The organism is Stenotrophomonas acidaminiphila (genome assembly GCF_014109845.1).
GTDB classification, from domain to species: Bacteria; Pseudomonadota; Gammaproteobacteria; order Xanthomonadales; family Xanthomonadaceae; genus Stenotrophomonas; species Stenotrophomonas acidaminiphila.
This window is the reverse complement of record NZ_CP043567.1, coordinates 2,053,917-2,069,040: the sequence shown is the minus strand read 5'-3', so window position 1 is coordinate 2,069,040 and position 15,124 is coordinate 2,053,917. Positions and strand designations below refer to the sequence as shown.

At 69.6% G+C, this 15,124-nt stretch carries 12 protein-coding genes; 7 read left to right on the top strand and 5 right to left on the bottom strand.

What is annotated here, in order from left to right; all coding sequences use genetic code 11:
- Positions 1–18 precede the first annotated feature (18 nt).
- From F0P95_RS09340 to mutS, 3 genes are all read left to right on the top strand, one after another.
- Entirely contained in the window at positions 19–2,307 is a 2,289-nt protein-coding gene (locus F0P95_RS09340; protein ID WP_182333893.1) for an Orn/Lys/Arg family decarboxylase, read from the top strand.
- Between the two features lie 46 nt (positions 2,308–2,353).
- Entirely contained in the window at positions 2,354–3,259 is a 906-nt protein-coding gene (locus tag F0P95_RS09335; protein WP_182333891.1) for a cation diffusion facilitator family transporter, read from the top strand.
- A 240-nt stretch (positions 3,260–3,499) separates the two neighbouring features.
- Entirely contained in the window at positions 3,500–6,055 is a 2,556-nt protein-coding gene (gene mutS, locus F0P95_RS09330; protein WP_232529057.1) for a DNA mismatch repair protein MutS, read from the top strand.
- Positions 6,056–6,541: 486 nt separating this feature from the next.
- Here the strand turns inward: mutS and F0P95_RS09325 are convergent, their stop codons facing one another.
- Both F0P95_RS09325 and F0P95_RS09320 read right to left on the bottom strand, forming a co-directional pair.
- Complete coding sequence (locus F0P95_RS09325; protein ID WP_182333888.1) at positions 6,542–7,165, bottom strand: glutathione S-transferase family protein; 624 nt, start codon at positions 7,163–7,165, stop codon at positions 6,542–6,544.
- Between the two features lie 56 nt (positions 7,166–7,221).
- Positions 7,222–7,926, bottom strand: coding sequence for a helix-turn-helix transcriptional regulator (locus tag F0P95_RS09320; RefSeq protein ID WP_182333886.1), 705 nt, complete (start codon positions 7,924–7,926; stop codon positions 7,222–7,224).
- A gap of 147 nt (positions 7,927–8,073) precedes the next feature.
- Here F0P95_RS09320 and F0P95_RS09315 point away from each other — a divergent pair, with 147 nt between their 5' ends.
- From F0P95_RS09315 to F0P95_RS09305, 3 genes are all read left to right on the top strand, one after another.
- Positions 8,074–8,733, top strand: coding sequence for a glutathione S-transferase family protein (locus F0P95_RS09315; protein WP_182333884.1), 660 nt, complete (start codon positions 8,074–8,076; stop codon positions 8,731–8,733).
- Between the two features lie 139 nt (positions 8,734–8,872).
- Positions 8,873–10,516, top strand: a complete 1,644-nt coding sequence (locus F0P95_RS09310; RefSeq protein ID WP_425515850.1) for a catalase — start codon at positions 8,873–8,875, stop codon at positions 10,514–10,516.
- A gap of 182 nt (positions 10,517–10,698) precedes the next feature.
- On the top strand, positions 10,699–11,310 hold the full coding sequence (locus F0P95_RS09305) for a DUF937 domain-containing protein (RefSeq protein WP_182333883.1): 612 nt from the start codon (positions 10,699–10,701) through the stop codon (positions 11,308–11,310).
- Between the two features lie 93 nt (positions 11,311–11,403).
- Here F0P95_RS09305 and F0P95_RS09300 read toward each other — a convergent pair whose 3' ends face one another.
- Both F0P95_RS09300 and F0P95_RS09295 read right to left on the bottom strand, forming a co-directional pair.
- On the bottom strand, positions 11,404–11,811 hold the full coding sequence (locus F0P95_RS09300) for an RNA-binding S4 domain-containing protein (RefSeq protein WP_182333881.1): 408 nt from the start codon (positions 11,809–11,811) through the stop codon (positions 11,404–11,406).
- A complete protein-coding gene (locus F0P95_RS09295; RefSeq protein WP_182333879.1) occupies positions 11,804–12,064 on the bottom strand; it encodes a hypothetical protein in 261 nt (86 codons plus the stop codon). Before F0P95_RS09295 ends, F0P95_RS09300 begins: the two co-directional genes overlap by 8 nt.
- Positions 12,065–12,168: 104 nt before the next feature.
- Here F0P95_RS09295 and F0P95_RS09290 point away from each other — a divergent pair, with 104 nt between their 5' ends.
- The gene (locus F0P95_RS09290) at positions 12,169–13,659 is read left to right on the top strand and encodes an MATE family efflux transporter (protein ID WP_182333877.1); all 1,491 of its coding nucleotides are present in this window, start codon (positions 12,169–12,171) and stop codon (positions 13,657–13,659) included.
- A 42-nt stretch (positions 13,660–13,701) separates the two neighbouring features.
- Here the strand turns inward: F0P95_RS09290 and F0P95_RS09285 are convergent, their stop codons facing one another.
- Complete coding sequence (locus F0P95_RS09285) at positions 13,702–15,057, bottom strand: Gfo/Idh/MocA family protein (RefSeq protein ID WP_182333875.1); 1,356 nt, start codon at positions 15,055–15,057, stop codon at positions 13,702–13,704.
- Positions 15,058–15,124 lie beyond the last annotated feature (67 nt).

Below are 15,124 nucleotides of genomic sequence, written 5' to 3'. Positions count from 1 at the left end.
CTAGACAAGGAAACCGCCATGTATTTCAAGTCCCTGGACTATCCCGTCATCATCATCGACGCGGACTACGACTCGCCGCGCATCAACGGCATCCTGATCCGCGCCCTGGCCGAGGAACTGCGCGGCAGCGACCAGCGCGTGCTGGCCGGCCTGACCCTGGACGACGCCCGCGCCGGCGCGCGCACCTACGTGGCCGCGTCGGCAGTGCTGATCTCCATCGACGGCACCGAGGAGAACGACGAACAGTTCCTGCAGCTGCTGGCATTCCTGAGCGAACAGAGCAAGCGCCGCGCCGACCTGCCGGTGTTCCTGTACGGCGATCGCCGCACCATCGAAAAGGTGCCGAGCAAGCTGCTCCGGTACGTGCATGGCTACATCTTCCTGTTCGAGGACACCAAGAGCTTCATCGCCCGCCAGGTGATGCGCGCGGCCGACGACTACATGGCCCGGCTGCTGCCGCCGTTCTTCAAGGCGCTGATCCACCATGCCGCCGAGTCCAACTACTCCTGGCATACCCCGGGCCATGCCGGCGGCGTGGCCTTCACCAAATCGCCGGTGGGCCGTGCGCTGCACCAGTTCTACGGCGAGAACACGCTGCGCAGCGACCTGTCGATCTCGGTACCGGAGCTGGGCTCGCTGCTGGACCACACCGGTCCGATCCGCGCGGCCGAGGCCGAGGCCGCGCGCAACTTCGGTGCAGACCACACCTTCTTCGTCACCAACGGCACCTCCACCGCCAACAAGATCGTCTGGCACGGCACCGTGGCCCGCGGCGACATCGTGTTCGTGGACCGCAACTGCCACAAGTCGCTGCTGCATTCGCTGATCATGACCGGCGGCATCCCGGTGTATTTCACCCCCAGCCGCAACGCCCACGGCATCATCGGGCCGATCAGCCTGGACCAGTTCTCCGGCGAGGCGATGCAGCGGATGATCCAGGCCAACCCGCTGGCCAGCCACGCCGCCCGGCCCGGAGCGCGGCCGCGCATCGCGGTGGTCACCAATTCGACCTACGACGGGCTCTGCTACAACGCCGAGAAGATCGCCGACAACCTCGGCACCGCGGTCGACTTCCTGCACTTCGACGAAGCCTGGTATGGCTACGCCGCGTTCCACCCGTTCTACGAGAACCACTACGGCATGGCCAAGGGCAAGCCGCGCGAGCAGGACGCGATCATCTTCACCACCCAGTCCACGCACAAGCTGCTGGCCGCGTTTTCGCAGGCATCCATGATCCACGTGCGCAACGCCGCCACGCGCGAGCTGGACGCGGAGCGGTTCAACGAATCGTTCATGATGCACACCTCCACCAGCCCGCACTACGGCATCATCGCCTCCTGCGACGTCGCCTCGAAGATGATGGAAGGCGAAGCCGGCCAGTCGCTGGTGCAGGAGATGCACGACGAGGCGGTGGCGTTCCGCCGCGCGATGCTGCATGTCAGCCACGACCTGGGACGCGACGACTGGTGGTTCAAGGTGTGGCAGCCCGACGGCGTGGAGCGTGCGCTGGGGCGGGAGGACGCCCCCCGGCCGATGGCCACCTCGCGCCCGGACTGGTACCTGCGCCCGGACGCGCACTGGCATGGCTTCGGCAACCTGGCCGACGATTACGTACTGATCGACCCGGTCAAGGTCACCCTGCTCACCCCGGGCCTGTCCATGGATGGCGAGATGGGCCGGCGCGGCATCCCCGCCGCGGTGCTGAGCAAGTTCCTGTGGACGCGCGGCATCACCGTGGAGAAGACCAACCTGTACTCGGTGCTGTTCCTGTTCTCGATGGGCGTCACCAAGGGCAAGTGGAGCACGCTGGTCACCGAGCTGCTCGCGTTCAAGGCGCTCTACGACGCCAATGCGGCGCTGGACCACGCGCTGCCCGGCCTGGTCCAGGACCATCCGGCCGCCTACGCCGGCTGGGGCCTGCGCGACCTGTGCGAAGCGCTGCACGACTTCAACCGCGAGTTCCGCGTGGCCGGGGTGATGCGCGAGATGTACGTGGACCTGCCCGAACCGGTCATGACCCCGGCGCAGGCGTACGACCACCTGGTGCGCGGCGAGATCGAGCGCGTCGACATCGACCACATCAGCGGCCGCATCGCCGGCACCATGCTGGTGCCGTATCCACCGGGCATCCCGACCATCATGCCCGGCGAGCGCTTCGGCGCGCAGGACGAGCCGATCATCCAGTCGCTGCGCATCGCCCGCGAGCAGAACGCGCGCTTCCCCGGCTTCGAGTCCGACGTGCACGGCCTGATCATCGATGACAGCGGCGCGCAGCCCGGCTATAAGGTGGAGGTATTGAAACCGTGAGCCCGGCATGGGACCGGGCGTGCCGCAACCGCCAGCCGACAGCCCGATGACCGGTACCCGACAGGAACAACGCGTACTGCAGCGCTCGATCGCGGCCACCGTGCTGGTCGCCGCGATCGGCTTCTTCGGCGGCCTGCTGGCGCGCTCGCAGGCGATCCTGTTCGACGGCGTCTACAGCCTGGTCGATGTCGCGCTCACCCTGGTCGCGCTGGCGGTGCTGCGGCTGATGGCCAGCGAGCGGAGTCCACGCTTCCAGTACGGGTTCTGGCACCTGGAGCCGATGGTCGAGGCGCTGGGCGGGGCGATCCTGAGCCTCGCCTGCATCTACGCACTGGCCAATGCCGTCATCGGCTTCAGCGATGGCGGCCACGAACCCCGGCTCGGCCCCGGCCTGACCTGGGCCGCGCTGCTGGCGGCGGTCGACCTGGTCATGGCGGTGTGGATCGGACGCCATGCGCGCCGGCTGCAGTCCGGCCTGCTGGCGCTCGATGCCCGCGCCTGGCTGCTGACCGGGCTGATGAGCCTGGCGGTGGTCCTGTCCTTCCTCATTGCCCTGGCCCTGCGCGGTGGCGCGCATGCGCACTGGATCCCCTACATCGACCCGCTGGTGCTGGCCGGCATCAGCCTGGCGGCGCTGCCGGTGCCGCTGCGCGCGGCATGGAAGGCCGCGCGCGAGGTGCTGCAGGTAGCCCCGGACGACCTGGACCGGCAGGTACGCGAGGTCATGCGGCAGTTCGTCGCCGAACACGGCTTCGAGGGCTTCACCAGCCATGTCGCCAAGATCGGCCGGATGCAGTTCATCGAGATCCACGTGCTCACCCGGCCCGATGCGCGGTTGGGCAGCATCGGCGATGTCGACCGCCTGCGCGACACCATCGCCAACCGCCTGGATGCGCGTTCGGGCCGTTTCTGGCTGACCATCGACTTCACCTCCGACCCGGCCTGGACCTGAGCGTCTTCGCAGCATGTGCGGCCGGCCGGTGCAACGCCACGCACGGCATCGCGCGGCGTCCGCCTTCCCGGCCGCACCGGCGCGGCCACGGCACACCGGATCGACACCGGCGGTGCCGCTCGCCACGCCCACTCCGTCCCCGCCATGCCCAGCCACTACAATGGCCGCCTGATGGCAGCCCTGCCCGGCTGCCGAAGTGGAATGCACGTGACCGAAAAGAAGCCCGAACACACCCCGTTGATGAAGCAGTTCTTCGCAGCCAAGGCCGATTACCCGGACCTGCTGCTGTTCTTCCGGATGGGCGATTTCTACGAGCTGTTCTATGACGACGCGCGCAAGGCCGCGCGGCTGCTGGACATCACCCTGACCCAGCGCGGCAGCTCAGGCGGCGCGCCGATCCCGATGGCGGGGGTGCCGGTGCATGCCTACGAGGGCTACCTGGCGCGGCTGGTGGCGCTGGGCGAGTCGGTGGCGATCTGCGAGCAGATCGGCGATCCGGCGCTGGCCAAGGGCCTGGTCGAACGCAAGGTGGTACGCATCGTCACCCCCGGCACGGTCACCGACGAAGCCCTGCTGGACGAACGCCGCGACACCCTGCTGATGGCGCTCTCGCGCAGCAAGCAGGGCTACGGCCTGGCCTGGGCCGACCTGGCCGGTGGCCGCTTCATGGTCAACGAGGTCGAGACCGAGGACGCGCTGGAAGCCGAGCTGGCACGGCTGGAACCGGCCGAGCTGCTGGTACCGGACGAAGAGAACTGGCCGGAATTCCTGCGCCAGCGCAGCGGCGTGCGCCGCCGCGCGCCATGGCTGTTCGATGCCGACAGCGGCCGCCGCCAGCTGCTGGCCTTCTTCAAGCTGCACGACCTTTCCGGCTTCGGCATCGACGACAAGCCGCGCGCCACCGCCGCCGCCGGCGCGCTGCTCGGCTATGTCGAGGAAACCCAGAAGCAGCGGCTGCCGCACCTGACCTCGATCGCGGTGGAAACCGCCGGCGAGGCGATCGCGATGAATGCCGCCACCCGCCGCCACCTGGAGCTGGACACGCGCGTGGACGGCGACACCCGCAACACCCTGCTGGGCGTGCTCGACAGCACGGTGACGCCGATGGGCGGGCGCCTGCTGCGACGCTGGCTGCACCGCCCGCTGCGACTGCGCGAGGTGCTGCAGCAGCGCCACCACGCGGTGGCGACGCTGATCGACCGCGGCGCCGATGCCGACCTGCGCGAGTCGTTCCGCGCACTCGGCGACATCGAGCGCATCCTCACCCGCATGGCGCTGCGCTCGGCGCGCCCGCGCGATTTTTCCACCCTGCGCGACGGCCTGGGCATGCTGCCGGCGATCGCCGCGCAGCTGGAGGCGCTGGATTCGCCACGCCTGCAGCAGCTGCGTGCCGAGCTCGGCTCGCACGACGACAGCGCGCACCTGCTGGCCGGCGCCATCGCCACGCAACCGCCGCTCAAGCTGTCCGACGGCGGGGTGATCGCCGAGGGCTTCGATGCCGAGCTGGACGAGCTGCGGCGGCTGTCCACCCATGCCGACCAGTTCCTGATCGACCTGGAGGCGCGCGAGCGCGAGAGCAGTGGCATCGCCACCCTGAAGGTCGGCTACAACCGGGTGCACGGCTACTACATCGAGATCAGCAAGGGCCAGGCCGACAGGGCGCCGGTGCACTACACCCGGCGCCAGACGCTGACCAACGCCGAGCGCTACATCACCGAGGAACTCAAGAACTTCGAGGACAAGGTGCTGTCGGCGCGCGAGCGCTCGCTGTCGCGCGAGAAGCTGCTGTACGAAGGCCTGCTGGATACCATCGGCGAGCGCCTGGAACCGCTCAGGCGCTGCGCCGCCGCGCTGAGCGAGCTGGACGTACTGGCCTGCTTCGCCGAACGCGCGCAGGCGCTGGACTGGGCGCGGCCGGAACTGGACACCGCGCCGTGCCTGAAGATCGAGCGCGGCCGCCACCCGGTGGTGGAAGCGGTGCGCGAGGCGCCGTTCGAGCCCAACGACCTGGACCTGCACCCACAGCGGCGCATGCTGGTCATCACCGGCCCGAACATGGGCGGCAAATCGACCTACATGCGGCAGAACGCACTGATCGTGCTGCTGGCCCACATCGGCAGCTTCGTGCCGGCCAGCCGCGCGGTGATCGGCCCGATCGACCGCATCCTCACCCGCATCGGTGCCGGCGACGACCTGGCCAAGGGCCAGTCGACCTTCATGGTCGAAATGGCCGAGACCAGCTACATCCTGCACCACGCCACCGCGCACTCGCTGGTGCTGATGGACGAGATCGGCCGCGGCACCTCCACCTACGACGGCCTGGCCCTGGCCGACGCGGTCGCGCGCCACCTTGCCCACGTCAACCGCTGCTACACCCTGTTCGCCACGCACTACTTCGAACTGACCGCGCTGGCCGATGAAACCCACGAAGGCGGCCCCAGTGGTATCGCCAACGTGCACCTGGACGCAGTGGAACACGGTGAAACGCTGGTGTTCATGCACGCGGTCAAGGACGGCCCAGCCAACCGCAGCTTCGGCCTGCAGGTGGCCGCGCTGGCCGGCCTGCCCCGTGCCACCGTGGCGCAGGCGCGGCGGCGCCTGGCCGAGCTGGAACAACGCGGCGGCGAGACCCACGCCGCGCAGATGGCGCCACAGGCCCTGGATGCGCCGCAGCAGTTCGGCCTGTTCGCGCCGGTGTCCTCGGCGGCACTGGAGGCACTGCAGGCGATCGACCCGGACGAGCTGACGCCGAAGCAGGCGTTGGAAGCGCTGTACCGGATGAAGTCGCTGCTGTGAGCGGAATCGCTCACTGACTGCATGCCCCTGCAATTGCGGTTGCGGTTGCGGTTGCAGTTGCGGTTGCAGTTACAGTTGCGGTTGCGGTTGCGGTTGCGGTTGCGGTTGCCCGTGATTCTGCAGTTGCCCGATGGCTTTTGACTTCCGGATCCCCTGCCTACGCGCCCAACCCGCTACGCGGGCTGGGTCCACTCCGCCTCCGGGATTTTTCGACACGACCCAGCTGCGATGCAGCTGGGGCCGGGGCAGTCGCCTCACGGCGCCAGCCCGCTCACCGGGGCGAAGCCGTGCTTCGCCTATTTCCGGTTCGCCCCTGTCGTGTCGAAAAACGACATGCGTCCCTGCACGTCGCCCCTGCGGGGTCTTGTCCGTCGGCTCCGTCGCTGCGGAAGGGGATCCGGAAGTCAAAAGCGGAGCAACTTCACAAGCACAGCAACGGCAACGGCAACGGCAACGGCAACGGCAACGGTGGGCAGCGTGCCTCGCTCAGGCACTCTCCGCCCGTTCCGCCACCAGCGCATCGTCCCGCGCATTGGCCCGCTGTGCCGCCGGCCGCTGCAGATGCGCCGCCGCATACGCCTCGAACACCGGCCGCGATTCCAGCTCGCCGATACGCATGTAGTAGCCAAGCACCGCCGCCATGTACAGATCGGCGACGCTGAACCGGTCACCCACCAGATACCGCCGGCCTGCCAGCGCGCCTTCCAGGGTGCGCATCAGGTCGGCCTCGTTGCCGTAGCCCGCCTCCCTCGCCGGCGCCAGCGCGCCATGCCGGCGCGCGCTGATGAACGACTCCAGCGGACCGGCGGCGAACAGCACCCAGCGGTAGCATTCGCCACGTGCGGGTGAACCCGGCGGCGGCAGCAGGTGCTGGTCCGGAACCTGTTCGGCCAGGTGCAGGCAGATGGCCGCGTTCTCGGTCACCACGCTGTCGCCGTGGCGCAGCGCCGGCACCTTGCCCATCGGGTTGATCGCCAGGTACCCCGGCGCCTTCATCGTGGTGCCGTAATCGAGGATGACCTCCTCGTAGGGCAGGCCGGTCTCTTCCAGCATCCAGCGCGCGACGCGGCCGCGGGAGAACGGGTGGGTGTAGAAAACCAACGTGTGCATGGCGGGCTCCTGTGGCGGGAGCCGGCAGTGTGCGCGGGGGCTGCTGACAGCGGCTGTCAGCAGTCAGCAGACGATGCCCGGCGCTGCCGCTGCTGCTCGCCCCAGCGCTTGAGCAGCCGGTGCCGCTGCTCGGGGTAGCACTGGCCGGTATCGTGCAGGGCCAGCACGCGGTCGGCACGGAAATGGCGGAAATCGCCGCGCATCTCGCACCAGGCCGCCAGCAGCCGGACCTCGGCCAGGAAGGCCATCGCGAACGGCCAGATCACCCGCTCGCTGGCGCGGTCCTCGGCATCGCGGTAATGGATGCGCACCGCATGCCCGGCGCGGATCGCGCGGCGCAGCGCCGGCAACCAGGGCTCCGGCACGGTCGGGTGCCACTGCGGCGCGTACAGGCCGCTGGTCTCCACCTGCAGCCGCAGGTTCTCCGGCAGTACCCCGGTCACCCGGTCCAGCGCCGCGCCGGCGGCGGCGGCCAGGTCCGGATCGGCGTGCGAGGCCACCCAGCGCACGCCGAGCACGATCGCTTCCAGCTCCTCGGCCGAGAACATCATCTGCGGCAGCAGGAAGCCACCACGCAGCTGGTAGCCGACGCCCGGGTCGCCGCCGATGTCCGCGCCCTGCCCGCGCAGCGCGTCGATATCGCGGTACAGCGTGCGCAGGCTCACCCCCAGCTGTTCGGCCAGTTGCGCACCGCGCACCGGGTTGCGCCGCCGCCGCAGTTCGTCCAGCAGGTGCAGCAGGCGGGTGGCGCGTTCGCTCATGCGGGGCGGTCCAGGACGGTTCGGGGGCGATGCGCAGTCTGGCAGATGGCGGCCGTCCCCGGGCATCGGCATGGCCGCCCATGGCCCTTGCGCGGCGCCGGCATTCCACCCACATTGCCATCGCCGGCATCCGCCGCGGAGGCTCCCATGTCCCTGCAGCTCTATGGCCATCCGTTCTCCTCGTACACCCAGAAGGTGCTCATCGCCCTGTACGAGAACGCCACGCCGTTCCAGTTCCGCATGCTGGGCCCGGACACGCCGCGCAATGCGGCCGAATGGCTGCGGCGCTGGCCGCTGCGCAGGTTCCCGCTGCTGGTGGACGACGGGCGCAGCGTGGTGGAGAGCAGCATCATCATCGAGTACCTGCAGCAGCGGCACGCCGGCCCGGTGCGGCTGCTGCCGGCCGATCCGGAGGCCGCGCTGGAGGTGCGTTTCCTCGACCGCTTCTTCGACCTGCACGTGATGAGCCCGGTGCAGCATGCGGTCGGCGGCGCGCTGAGCGGCGACGACGGCAAGGCTGGCGATGCGCTGGCCAGCGCGGTGGAGCGGCTGGAGCTGGCCTACGGCTGGCTCGAGGACCAGTTGGCCGGCAGGCAGTGGGCGGCCGGCGCAGCCTTCAGCCTGGCCGACTGCGCCGCCGCACCGGCGCTGTTCTACGCCGATTGGACACACCGCATCGCCGCGCACCATCGCGTGCTGTGCGAGTACCGGGCGCGCCTGCTCGCCCGCCCTTCGTTCGCCCGCGCCGTCGCCGAGGCACGGCCCTACCGGCCCCTGTTCCCGCTGGGCGCGCCCGACCGCGACTGACCCCTGGCGGCCGGCGCAACCGGCGCGTCACACCATAGATGGAACCTATGGCTCCGAGCGGATCATTCGATTTTCCATTTCACCCGCCCGTAGCTATCGTCATTGCACGATGTTTCCAGATGCCAGCCAGGAGCCCGCCATGAGCAGCAACGACAGCAAACCCACCTGCCCGTACCATGTCGCGCCCACGCCGGCGCAGGCCGCGCAGTCGCAGCGCGATACCCGTACCACCCCCGCGCAGAAGCACGGCGACGCCCCGGTCACGCCGATGACCACCGCCTTCGGTGCGCCGGTGGTGGACAACCAGAACAGCCGCACCGCCGGACCGCGCGGGCCGCTGCTGATGGAAGACGTGTGGCTGCTGGAGAAGCTGGCCAACCTCAACCGCGAGGTGATCCCGGAACGGCGCATGCACGCCAAGGGTTCCGGCGCGTTCGGCACCTTCACCGTCACCCACGACATCACCCGCTACACCCGCGCCAGGATGTTCTCCGAGGTCGGCAAGAAGACGGAAATGTTCGCCCGCTTCACCACCGTGGCCGGCGAACGCGGCGCGGCCGATGCCGAGCGCGACATCCGCGGCTTCGCGCTGAAGTTCTACACCGAGGAAGGCAACTGGGACCTGGTGGGCAACAACACGCCGGTGTTCTTCCTGCGCGACCCGCGCAAGTTCGCCGACCTCAACAAGGCGGTCAAGCGCGACCCGCATACCAACCTGCGCAGCGCGCGCAACAACTGGGATTTCTGGACCCTGCTGCCGGAGGCGCTGATGCAGGTCACCGTGGTGATGAGCGACCGCGGCATCCCGCGCACGTTCCGCCACATGCACGGCTTCGGTTCGCACACCTACAGCTTCACCAACGCCGGCGGCGAGCGCTTCTGGGTAAAGTTCCACTTCCACAGCCAGCAGGGCATCGAGGCGCTGACCGACGCCCAGGCCGAGGTGCTCGCCGGCAAGGACCGCGAAAGCCACGGCCGCGACCTGTTCCAGGCGATCGAACGCGGCGATTTCCCGAAGTGGAAGCTCTTCGTGCAGGTCATGCCCGAGCTCGATGCCGAGACCTACCGGTTCCATCCGTTCGACCTGACCAAGGTGTGGCCGAAGAGCGACTACCCGTTGATCGAAGTGGGCGAGTTCGAGCTCAACCGCAACCCGGAGAACTGGTACCAGGACGTCGAGCAGTCGGCGTTCGCGCCGAGCAACCTGGTGCCGGGCATCGGTCCGTCGCCGGACAAGATGCTGCAGGCGCGACTGTTCGCCTATTCCGATGCGCAGCGCTACCGGCTGGGCGTCAACCACCACCAGATCCCGGTGAACGCGGCGCGCTGCCCGGTGCACAGCAACCACCGCGACGGTGCCATGCGCGTGGACGGCAACTACGGCGGGCTGCCGCATTACGAGCCCAACAGCTACGGCCAGTGGCAGGAGCAGCCGCAGTACCGCGAGCCGCCGCTGCGCATCCGCGGCGATGCCGATTTCTGGAATTTCCGCGAGGACGACAGCGACTACTTCAGCCAGCCCGGCGCGCTGTTCCGCAGCTACGATCCGGCGCAGCAGCAGCGCCTGTTCGACAACACCGCACGCGCGCTGGGCGATGCGCCGGACTTCATCAAGCAGCGCCACGTGGACAACTGCAGCAAGGCCGACCCGGCCTATGGCGCCGGTGTCGCGGCGGCGTTGCAGAAGCTGGCGGAAAGCGGCCCGTCGGACCCGTTCGTGCCGGCACGGCCGGAAGCCGGGTTCCCCAGGGCCACGCCGGGCGCGGAAGACATCGTGCTGTAAGCGCCCCCGGCCCCGCCTGCGGGCGGGGCCGCACGCAACCGCCGCCCTCGACCGACTGGCGCTCAGCGGGCGCCCGGTACCCGGCCGCGTCCATCCGGCCAGGCCCGCCCCGGCATGGCCGCACATGCCCGCCCCCGGCGGCGCTACCATGCCCGTGCACACTCACCGCCAGGACCCGCCCGATGAGCCTCACCGACGATCTTCTTGCCCAGTTGCAGGGCGCGCCGCTGCAGCAGGTTTCCCAGCAGCTGGGGCTGGACAGCCAGCAGGCCGCAGGCGCGATCGGCGCCGCGCTGCCGCTGCTGATGGGCGCACTGGGCAACAACGCCGCCCGGCCGCAGGGCGCCGAAGCCCTGCTCGGCGCGCTGCAGGACAACCACAGCGGCCTGGACATCGGCGGCGTACTTGGCGCGGTGCTTGGCGGCGGCAGCAGCCCGGCCACCAACGGTGCCGGCATCCTCGGCCACATCTTCGGCGGCAGCCAGGGCCGTGCCGAGGCCGGCCTGGCCCAGGCCACCGGCCTGGGCAGCGAGCGTGCCGGGCAACTGCTCAGGATCCTCGCACCGGTGGTGATGGCCTACCTGGCCCAGCGCATGTCCGCGGGCGACCAGGCGCAGGTCGATGCCAGCGGCCTGGGCCGGATGCTCGGCCAGGAAAAGCAGCACGTGGTGCAGCAGGGCGGTGTCGCCGGCGGCCTGCTCGGCAGCCTGCTCGACCAGGACGGCGATGGCCAGCTCGGCGTGTCCGACCTGATCCGGCTCGGCAGCGGCCTGCTGGGCAGCGGCAAGCGCTGAGCCAGCGCTGTTCCGACGGGCAGGCGCTGTCCGCAGCGTCGCTGGCGGTGCCACACCGGCGCCCCCCTGCGGGCCTGCGCCGTGCAGCCGCGCCTACAGCGCGTCGATGTCGCCCAGCGCGCGGATCAGCCGCCGCGCGCGCTTGTCCGGCTTGTGTTCGGGCGGCAGGTAGCCGTCACGCGCGGCGGCGCGCTGCAGTCGTTGTTCCTCGCGCGCCTTGCGCGAGGCCTCGGTCTCCTCGTACAGCGCCTGCGCCACCCCTGCCGGCCCGCGCGTGTCGCTGAGGCCGCGCACGCCGATCTCGAAGATCTCCTCGCCACGCTGCACGCGCAGCGCATCGCCGATGCGGACCGCGCGCGAGGATTTGGGGCGCTGCCCGCCGATCTCGACCTTGCCGGTCTCCACCGCATGCTTGGCCAGGCTGCGGGTCCTGAAGAAGCGCGCGGCCCACAGCCAGACATCCAGGCGGATCGCCGCCGGCCCGTGTTGCGTTTCAGTCATGCTTTTTCTTGAAGTCCACTTCCATCGCATCCTTGCGCGACGTGCCGATGGTCCAGTTCAGGCTGTCGTCGGGGTTGCAGCGCCGGCTGCGCATCGACGGCGAAGCGCCCTTGCCCACCGGCTCGCCGCGTTCGCTGCCTACCAGGCAGTCGGCATGGTCGGACGGACGCACGCTGGCGTCCATCAGGCGCTCTGAATTGGCACAGGCTGACAAGGCCAGCACCACGACCGCGCCACACAGCTGTTTCAGCATTCCCGTTCCTCCTCCGGGGACATCCCGGCACCATCGTAGCGACACCTGCGGCCACCGTCACACCGGCAATGCTAGTGTCCGCATTCAGTCGCCGACCTCCGCCCATGACCGCCCCCGCCCCTGCCTCCCGCTCGCTGACCGAAGGCCCGATCGGGCGCAACCTGCTGCTGTTCGCCCTGCCCATCCTGGCCGGCAACATCGCCCAGTCGCTCAACGGCTCGGTCAACGCGATCTGGGTCGGCAAGTTCCTCGGCGAGGCGGCGCTGACCGCCACGGCCAACGCCAACAACATCATGTTCTTCCTGATCGGCTCGGTGTTCGGCATCGGCATGGCCGCCACCATCCTGATCGGCCAGGCCATGGGCGCGCGCGACGTGGCCCAGGCGCGACGGGTGATGGGTACCAGCGCCACCTTTTTCATCGGCATCTCGGTGCTGATCGCCATCGCCGGCTGGTTCATGGCGCACCCGCTGCTGGCGGCGATGGGCACGCCGGCCGTTTCGCTGCCGCTGGCCGAGACCTACCTGCGCATCATCTTCCTGGCCACGCCCACGCTGTACGCCTTCGCCTTCCTCGGCGCGGCGCTGCGCGGTGCCGGCGATTCGCGCACGCCGTTCCGCTTCCTGCTGTTGTCGGTGGCGCTGGACATCGTGCTCAACCCGCTGCTGATCTTCGGCATCGGCCCGTTCCCGCAGCTGGGCATCGCCGGCGCGGCCTGGGCCACGCTGCTGGCGCAGTCGCTGTCGCTGCTCGGCCTGCTGGCCTACATGCGCCAGCGCGGCCACGTGCTGTGGCTCGGGCGCAAGGACATGGCGCTGTTCCGCATCGACCTGGCGATCCTGCGGGCGCTGGTGGTCAAGGGCGTGCCGATGGGCCTGCAGATGGTGCTGATCTCGCTGTCGATGATCATGCTGATGACCATGGTCAACGACTACGGCACCGATACCGCCGCGGCCTATGGCGCCTCGCTGCAGCTGTGGACCTACGTGCAGATGCCGGCGATGGCGATCGGCGCGGCATGCTCGTCGATGGCCGCGCAGAACGTGGGCGCGGGCCACTGGAGCCGGGTGCGCGGCACCGCGCGCAAGGGCGTGCTGTTCAACTTCCTGCTCACCGGGGTGCTGATCCTGCCGCTGATCCTGCTGGACCGGCACTCGCTGGCGCTGTTCCTGCCCGACGGCAGCCAGGCGCTGGCGGTGGCGCGCCACCTGAACCACATCGCGGTGTGGTCGTTCCTGTTCTTCGGCGTGAGCTTCGTGATTTCCGGCGTGGTGCGTTCCACCGGCGCGGTGATCGCGCCGCTGCTGATCCTGGCCGCTGCGCTGTGGGGCGTGCGCGTGCCGTTCGCCGGGTGGCTGCAACCGTACTGGGGCGCGGACGCGATCTGGTGGAGCTTCCCGGTCAGCTCGCTGGTGTCGATGCTGCTGTCGCTGGCGTACTACCGCTGGGGCGGCTGGCGCAGGGCCAGGATGATGTCGCCGCCGGCGCATGCCGGGGAGCTGGCGACGCCGGCCGAAGTGCCGGCCTGCCCGCCGTCGCCGGTGGCCGACGCCGATGCCGGGGCCGATGCCGATGCGCAGCCCGGCAGGTCCTGAGGGTCCGGCATGGGAGCGCACCGCGGTGCGCTCCCGCAGCGGTCAGTAACGCTCGTCGAACGCGAAGATCGGCTTGCGCTGCTGCCACAGGCCGCCGGTGAAATCCGGGAATTCCAGGGTCTGGAAACCGTTGCCGATGGACTGCTCGGACAGCGGCGTGATCGCGCTCCAGGTCACCGCGTCGAAGATGTCGATCGGCATCGGCGCGCGCGCCTTCAGCGCCTCGACGAAAGCGTGGATCACGAACCAGTCCATGCCGCCGTGGCCGGCACCGGCGGCGGTGTCGGCGTATTGCTTCCACAGCGGATGCTCGTACTGGTCCTGGTAGGCCTTGAAGTCCTCCCATTCGTGCGGCGGACTGCGGCCCTCGATGTGGATGCCGTGGTTGAGGTCCATCCACAGGCCCTGGGTGCCCTGCACGCGGAAGCCCAGCGAGTACGGGCGCGGCAGCGAGGTGTCGTGCTGCAGCAGGATGGTCTCGCCGTTGGCGCAGGCCAGGGTGGTGGTGACGATGTCGCCCAGCTTGAACTGCACCCGGGTGCTCGGATGCGTGGTGCCGCCGCTCTTGGCCACGGTGTATTCGTGCAGGCCACGTGCCTTGCTGGCGAAGGCGTTGATGTGGGTGAAGCGGTTGCCGCGGTTGATGCCGGTGTACATCGCGCAGGGGCCGATGCCGTGGCTCGGGTACAGCTCGCCGTTGCGGGTGACCGAGTGTTCGGTGCGCCAGCGCGCCTCGGACCAGCCCTTGGGCCCGAATTCGACGCCGCTGCCGTAGGGGTGGTCGGGATTGCCGTCGTTGAACTTCACCCCACGCAGGTCGTGCTGGTAGCCGCCCTGCAGGTGCACCAGCTCGCCGAACAGGCCCGCGCGCACCATCTGCAGCGCCGCCATCACGTCGCGGCGGTAGCACACGTTTTCCAGCAGCATGTACGGCGTACCGGTCTGCAACTGGGTGTTGAGCACGTCCCAGTGGTCCTGCAGGGTGATGCCGGCCACCACCTCGCAGCCGACCGCGACCTTGGCCTGCATCGCCGCGATCGCCATCGGCGCATGCAGCTCCCACGGCGTGGCGATGATCACGCCGTCCAGCCCGCGCTGCTCCAGCAGGCGCTTCCAGGCGTTGGCATCGCCATCGGCGCCGTAGGTCCTGGGGGCCGGCTTGCCGGCCTTGGCCGCCATGGCGGTGGCGCGGCCGAGCATGACCGGCTCGATGTCGCACAGCGCCACCATGTCCACGTCGTCGCGGCGCAGCAGCTCCTTGAGCAGCACCTGGCCGCGCATGCCGGTGCCGATCATGCCCAGCCGCAGCTTGCGTCCGCGCGCCCAGGCCGGGGTCTCCGGCAACAGACTGGTGGCGGCCAGCGCAGCGCCGGCCAGGATGAATTCCCTGCGTTTCATTGCATGTCCTCTTTGGCTTGGAATCACGCCCGGGGCAGCCGCCATGGCACGCCCCGCGCGGGCGAAG

Coding starts and splice junctions, on each gene's coding strand:
- F0P95_RS09340 (WP_182333893.1), top strand. CDS start 19: ATGTATTTCAAGTCCCTGGACTATCCCGTCATCATCATCGACGCGGAC.
- F0P95_RS09335 (WP_182333891.1), top strand. CDS start 2,354: ATGACCGGTACCCGACAGGAACAACGCGTACTGCAGCGCTCGATCGCG.
- mutS (WP_232529057.1), top strand. CDS start 3,500: ATGAAGCAGTTCTTCGCAGCCAAGGCCGATTACCCGGACCTGCTGCTG.
- F0P95_RS09325 (WP_182333888.1), bottom strand. CDS start 7,165: ATGCACACGTTGGTTTTCTACACCCACCCGTTCTCCCGCGGCCGCGTC.
- F0P95_RS09320 (WP_182333886.1), bottom strand. CDS start 7,926: ATGAGCGAACGCGCCACCCGCCTGCTGCACCTGCTGGACGAACTGCGG.
- F0P95_RS09315 (WP_182333884.1), top strand. CDS start 8,074: ATGTCCCTGCAGCTCTATGGCCATCCGTTCTCCTCGTACACCCAGAAG.
- F0P95_RS09310 (WP_425515850.1), top strand. CDS start 8,873: ATGAGCAGCAACGACAGCAAACCCACCTGCCCGTACCATGTCGCGCCC.
- F0P95_RS09305 (WP_182333883.1), top strand. CDS start 10,699: ATGAGCCTCACCGACGATCTTCTTGCCCAGTTGCAGGGCGCGCCGCTG.
- F0P95_RS09300 (WP_182333881.1), bottom strand. CDS start 11,811: ATGACTGAAACGCAACACGGGCCGGCGGCGATCCGCCTGGATGTCTGG.
- F0P95_RS09295 (WP_182333879.1), bottom strand. CDS start 12,064: ATGCTGAAACAGCTGTGTGGCGCGGTCGTGGTGCTGGCCTTGTCAGCC.
- F0P95_RS09290 (WP_182333877.1), top strand. CDS start 12,169: ATGACCGCCCCCGCCCCTGCCTCCCGCTCGCTGACCGAAGGCCCGATC.
- F0P95_RS09285 (WP_182333875.1), bottom strand. CDS start 15,057: ATGAAACGCAGGGAATTCATCCTGGCCGGCGCTGCGCTGGCCGCCACC.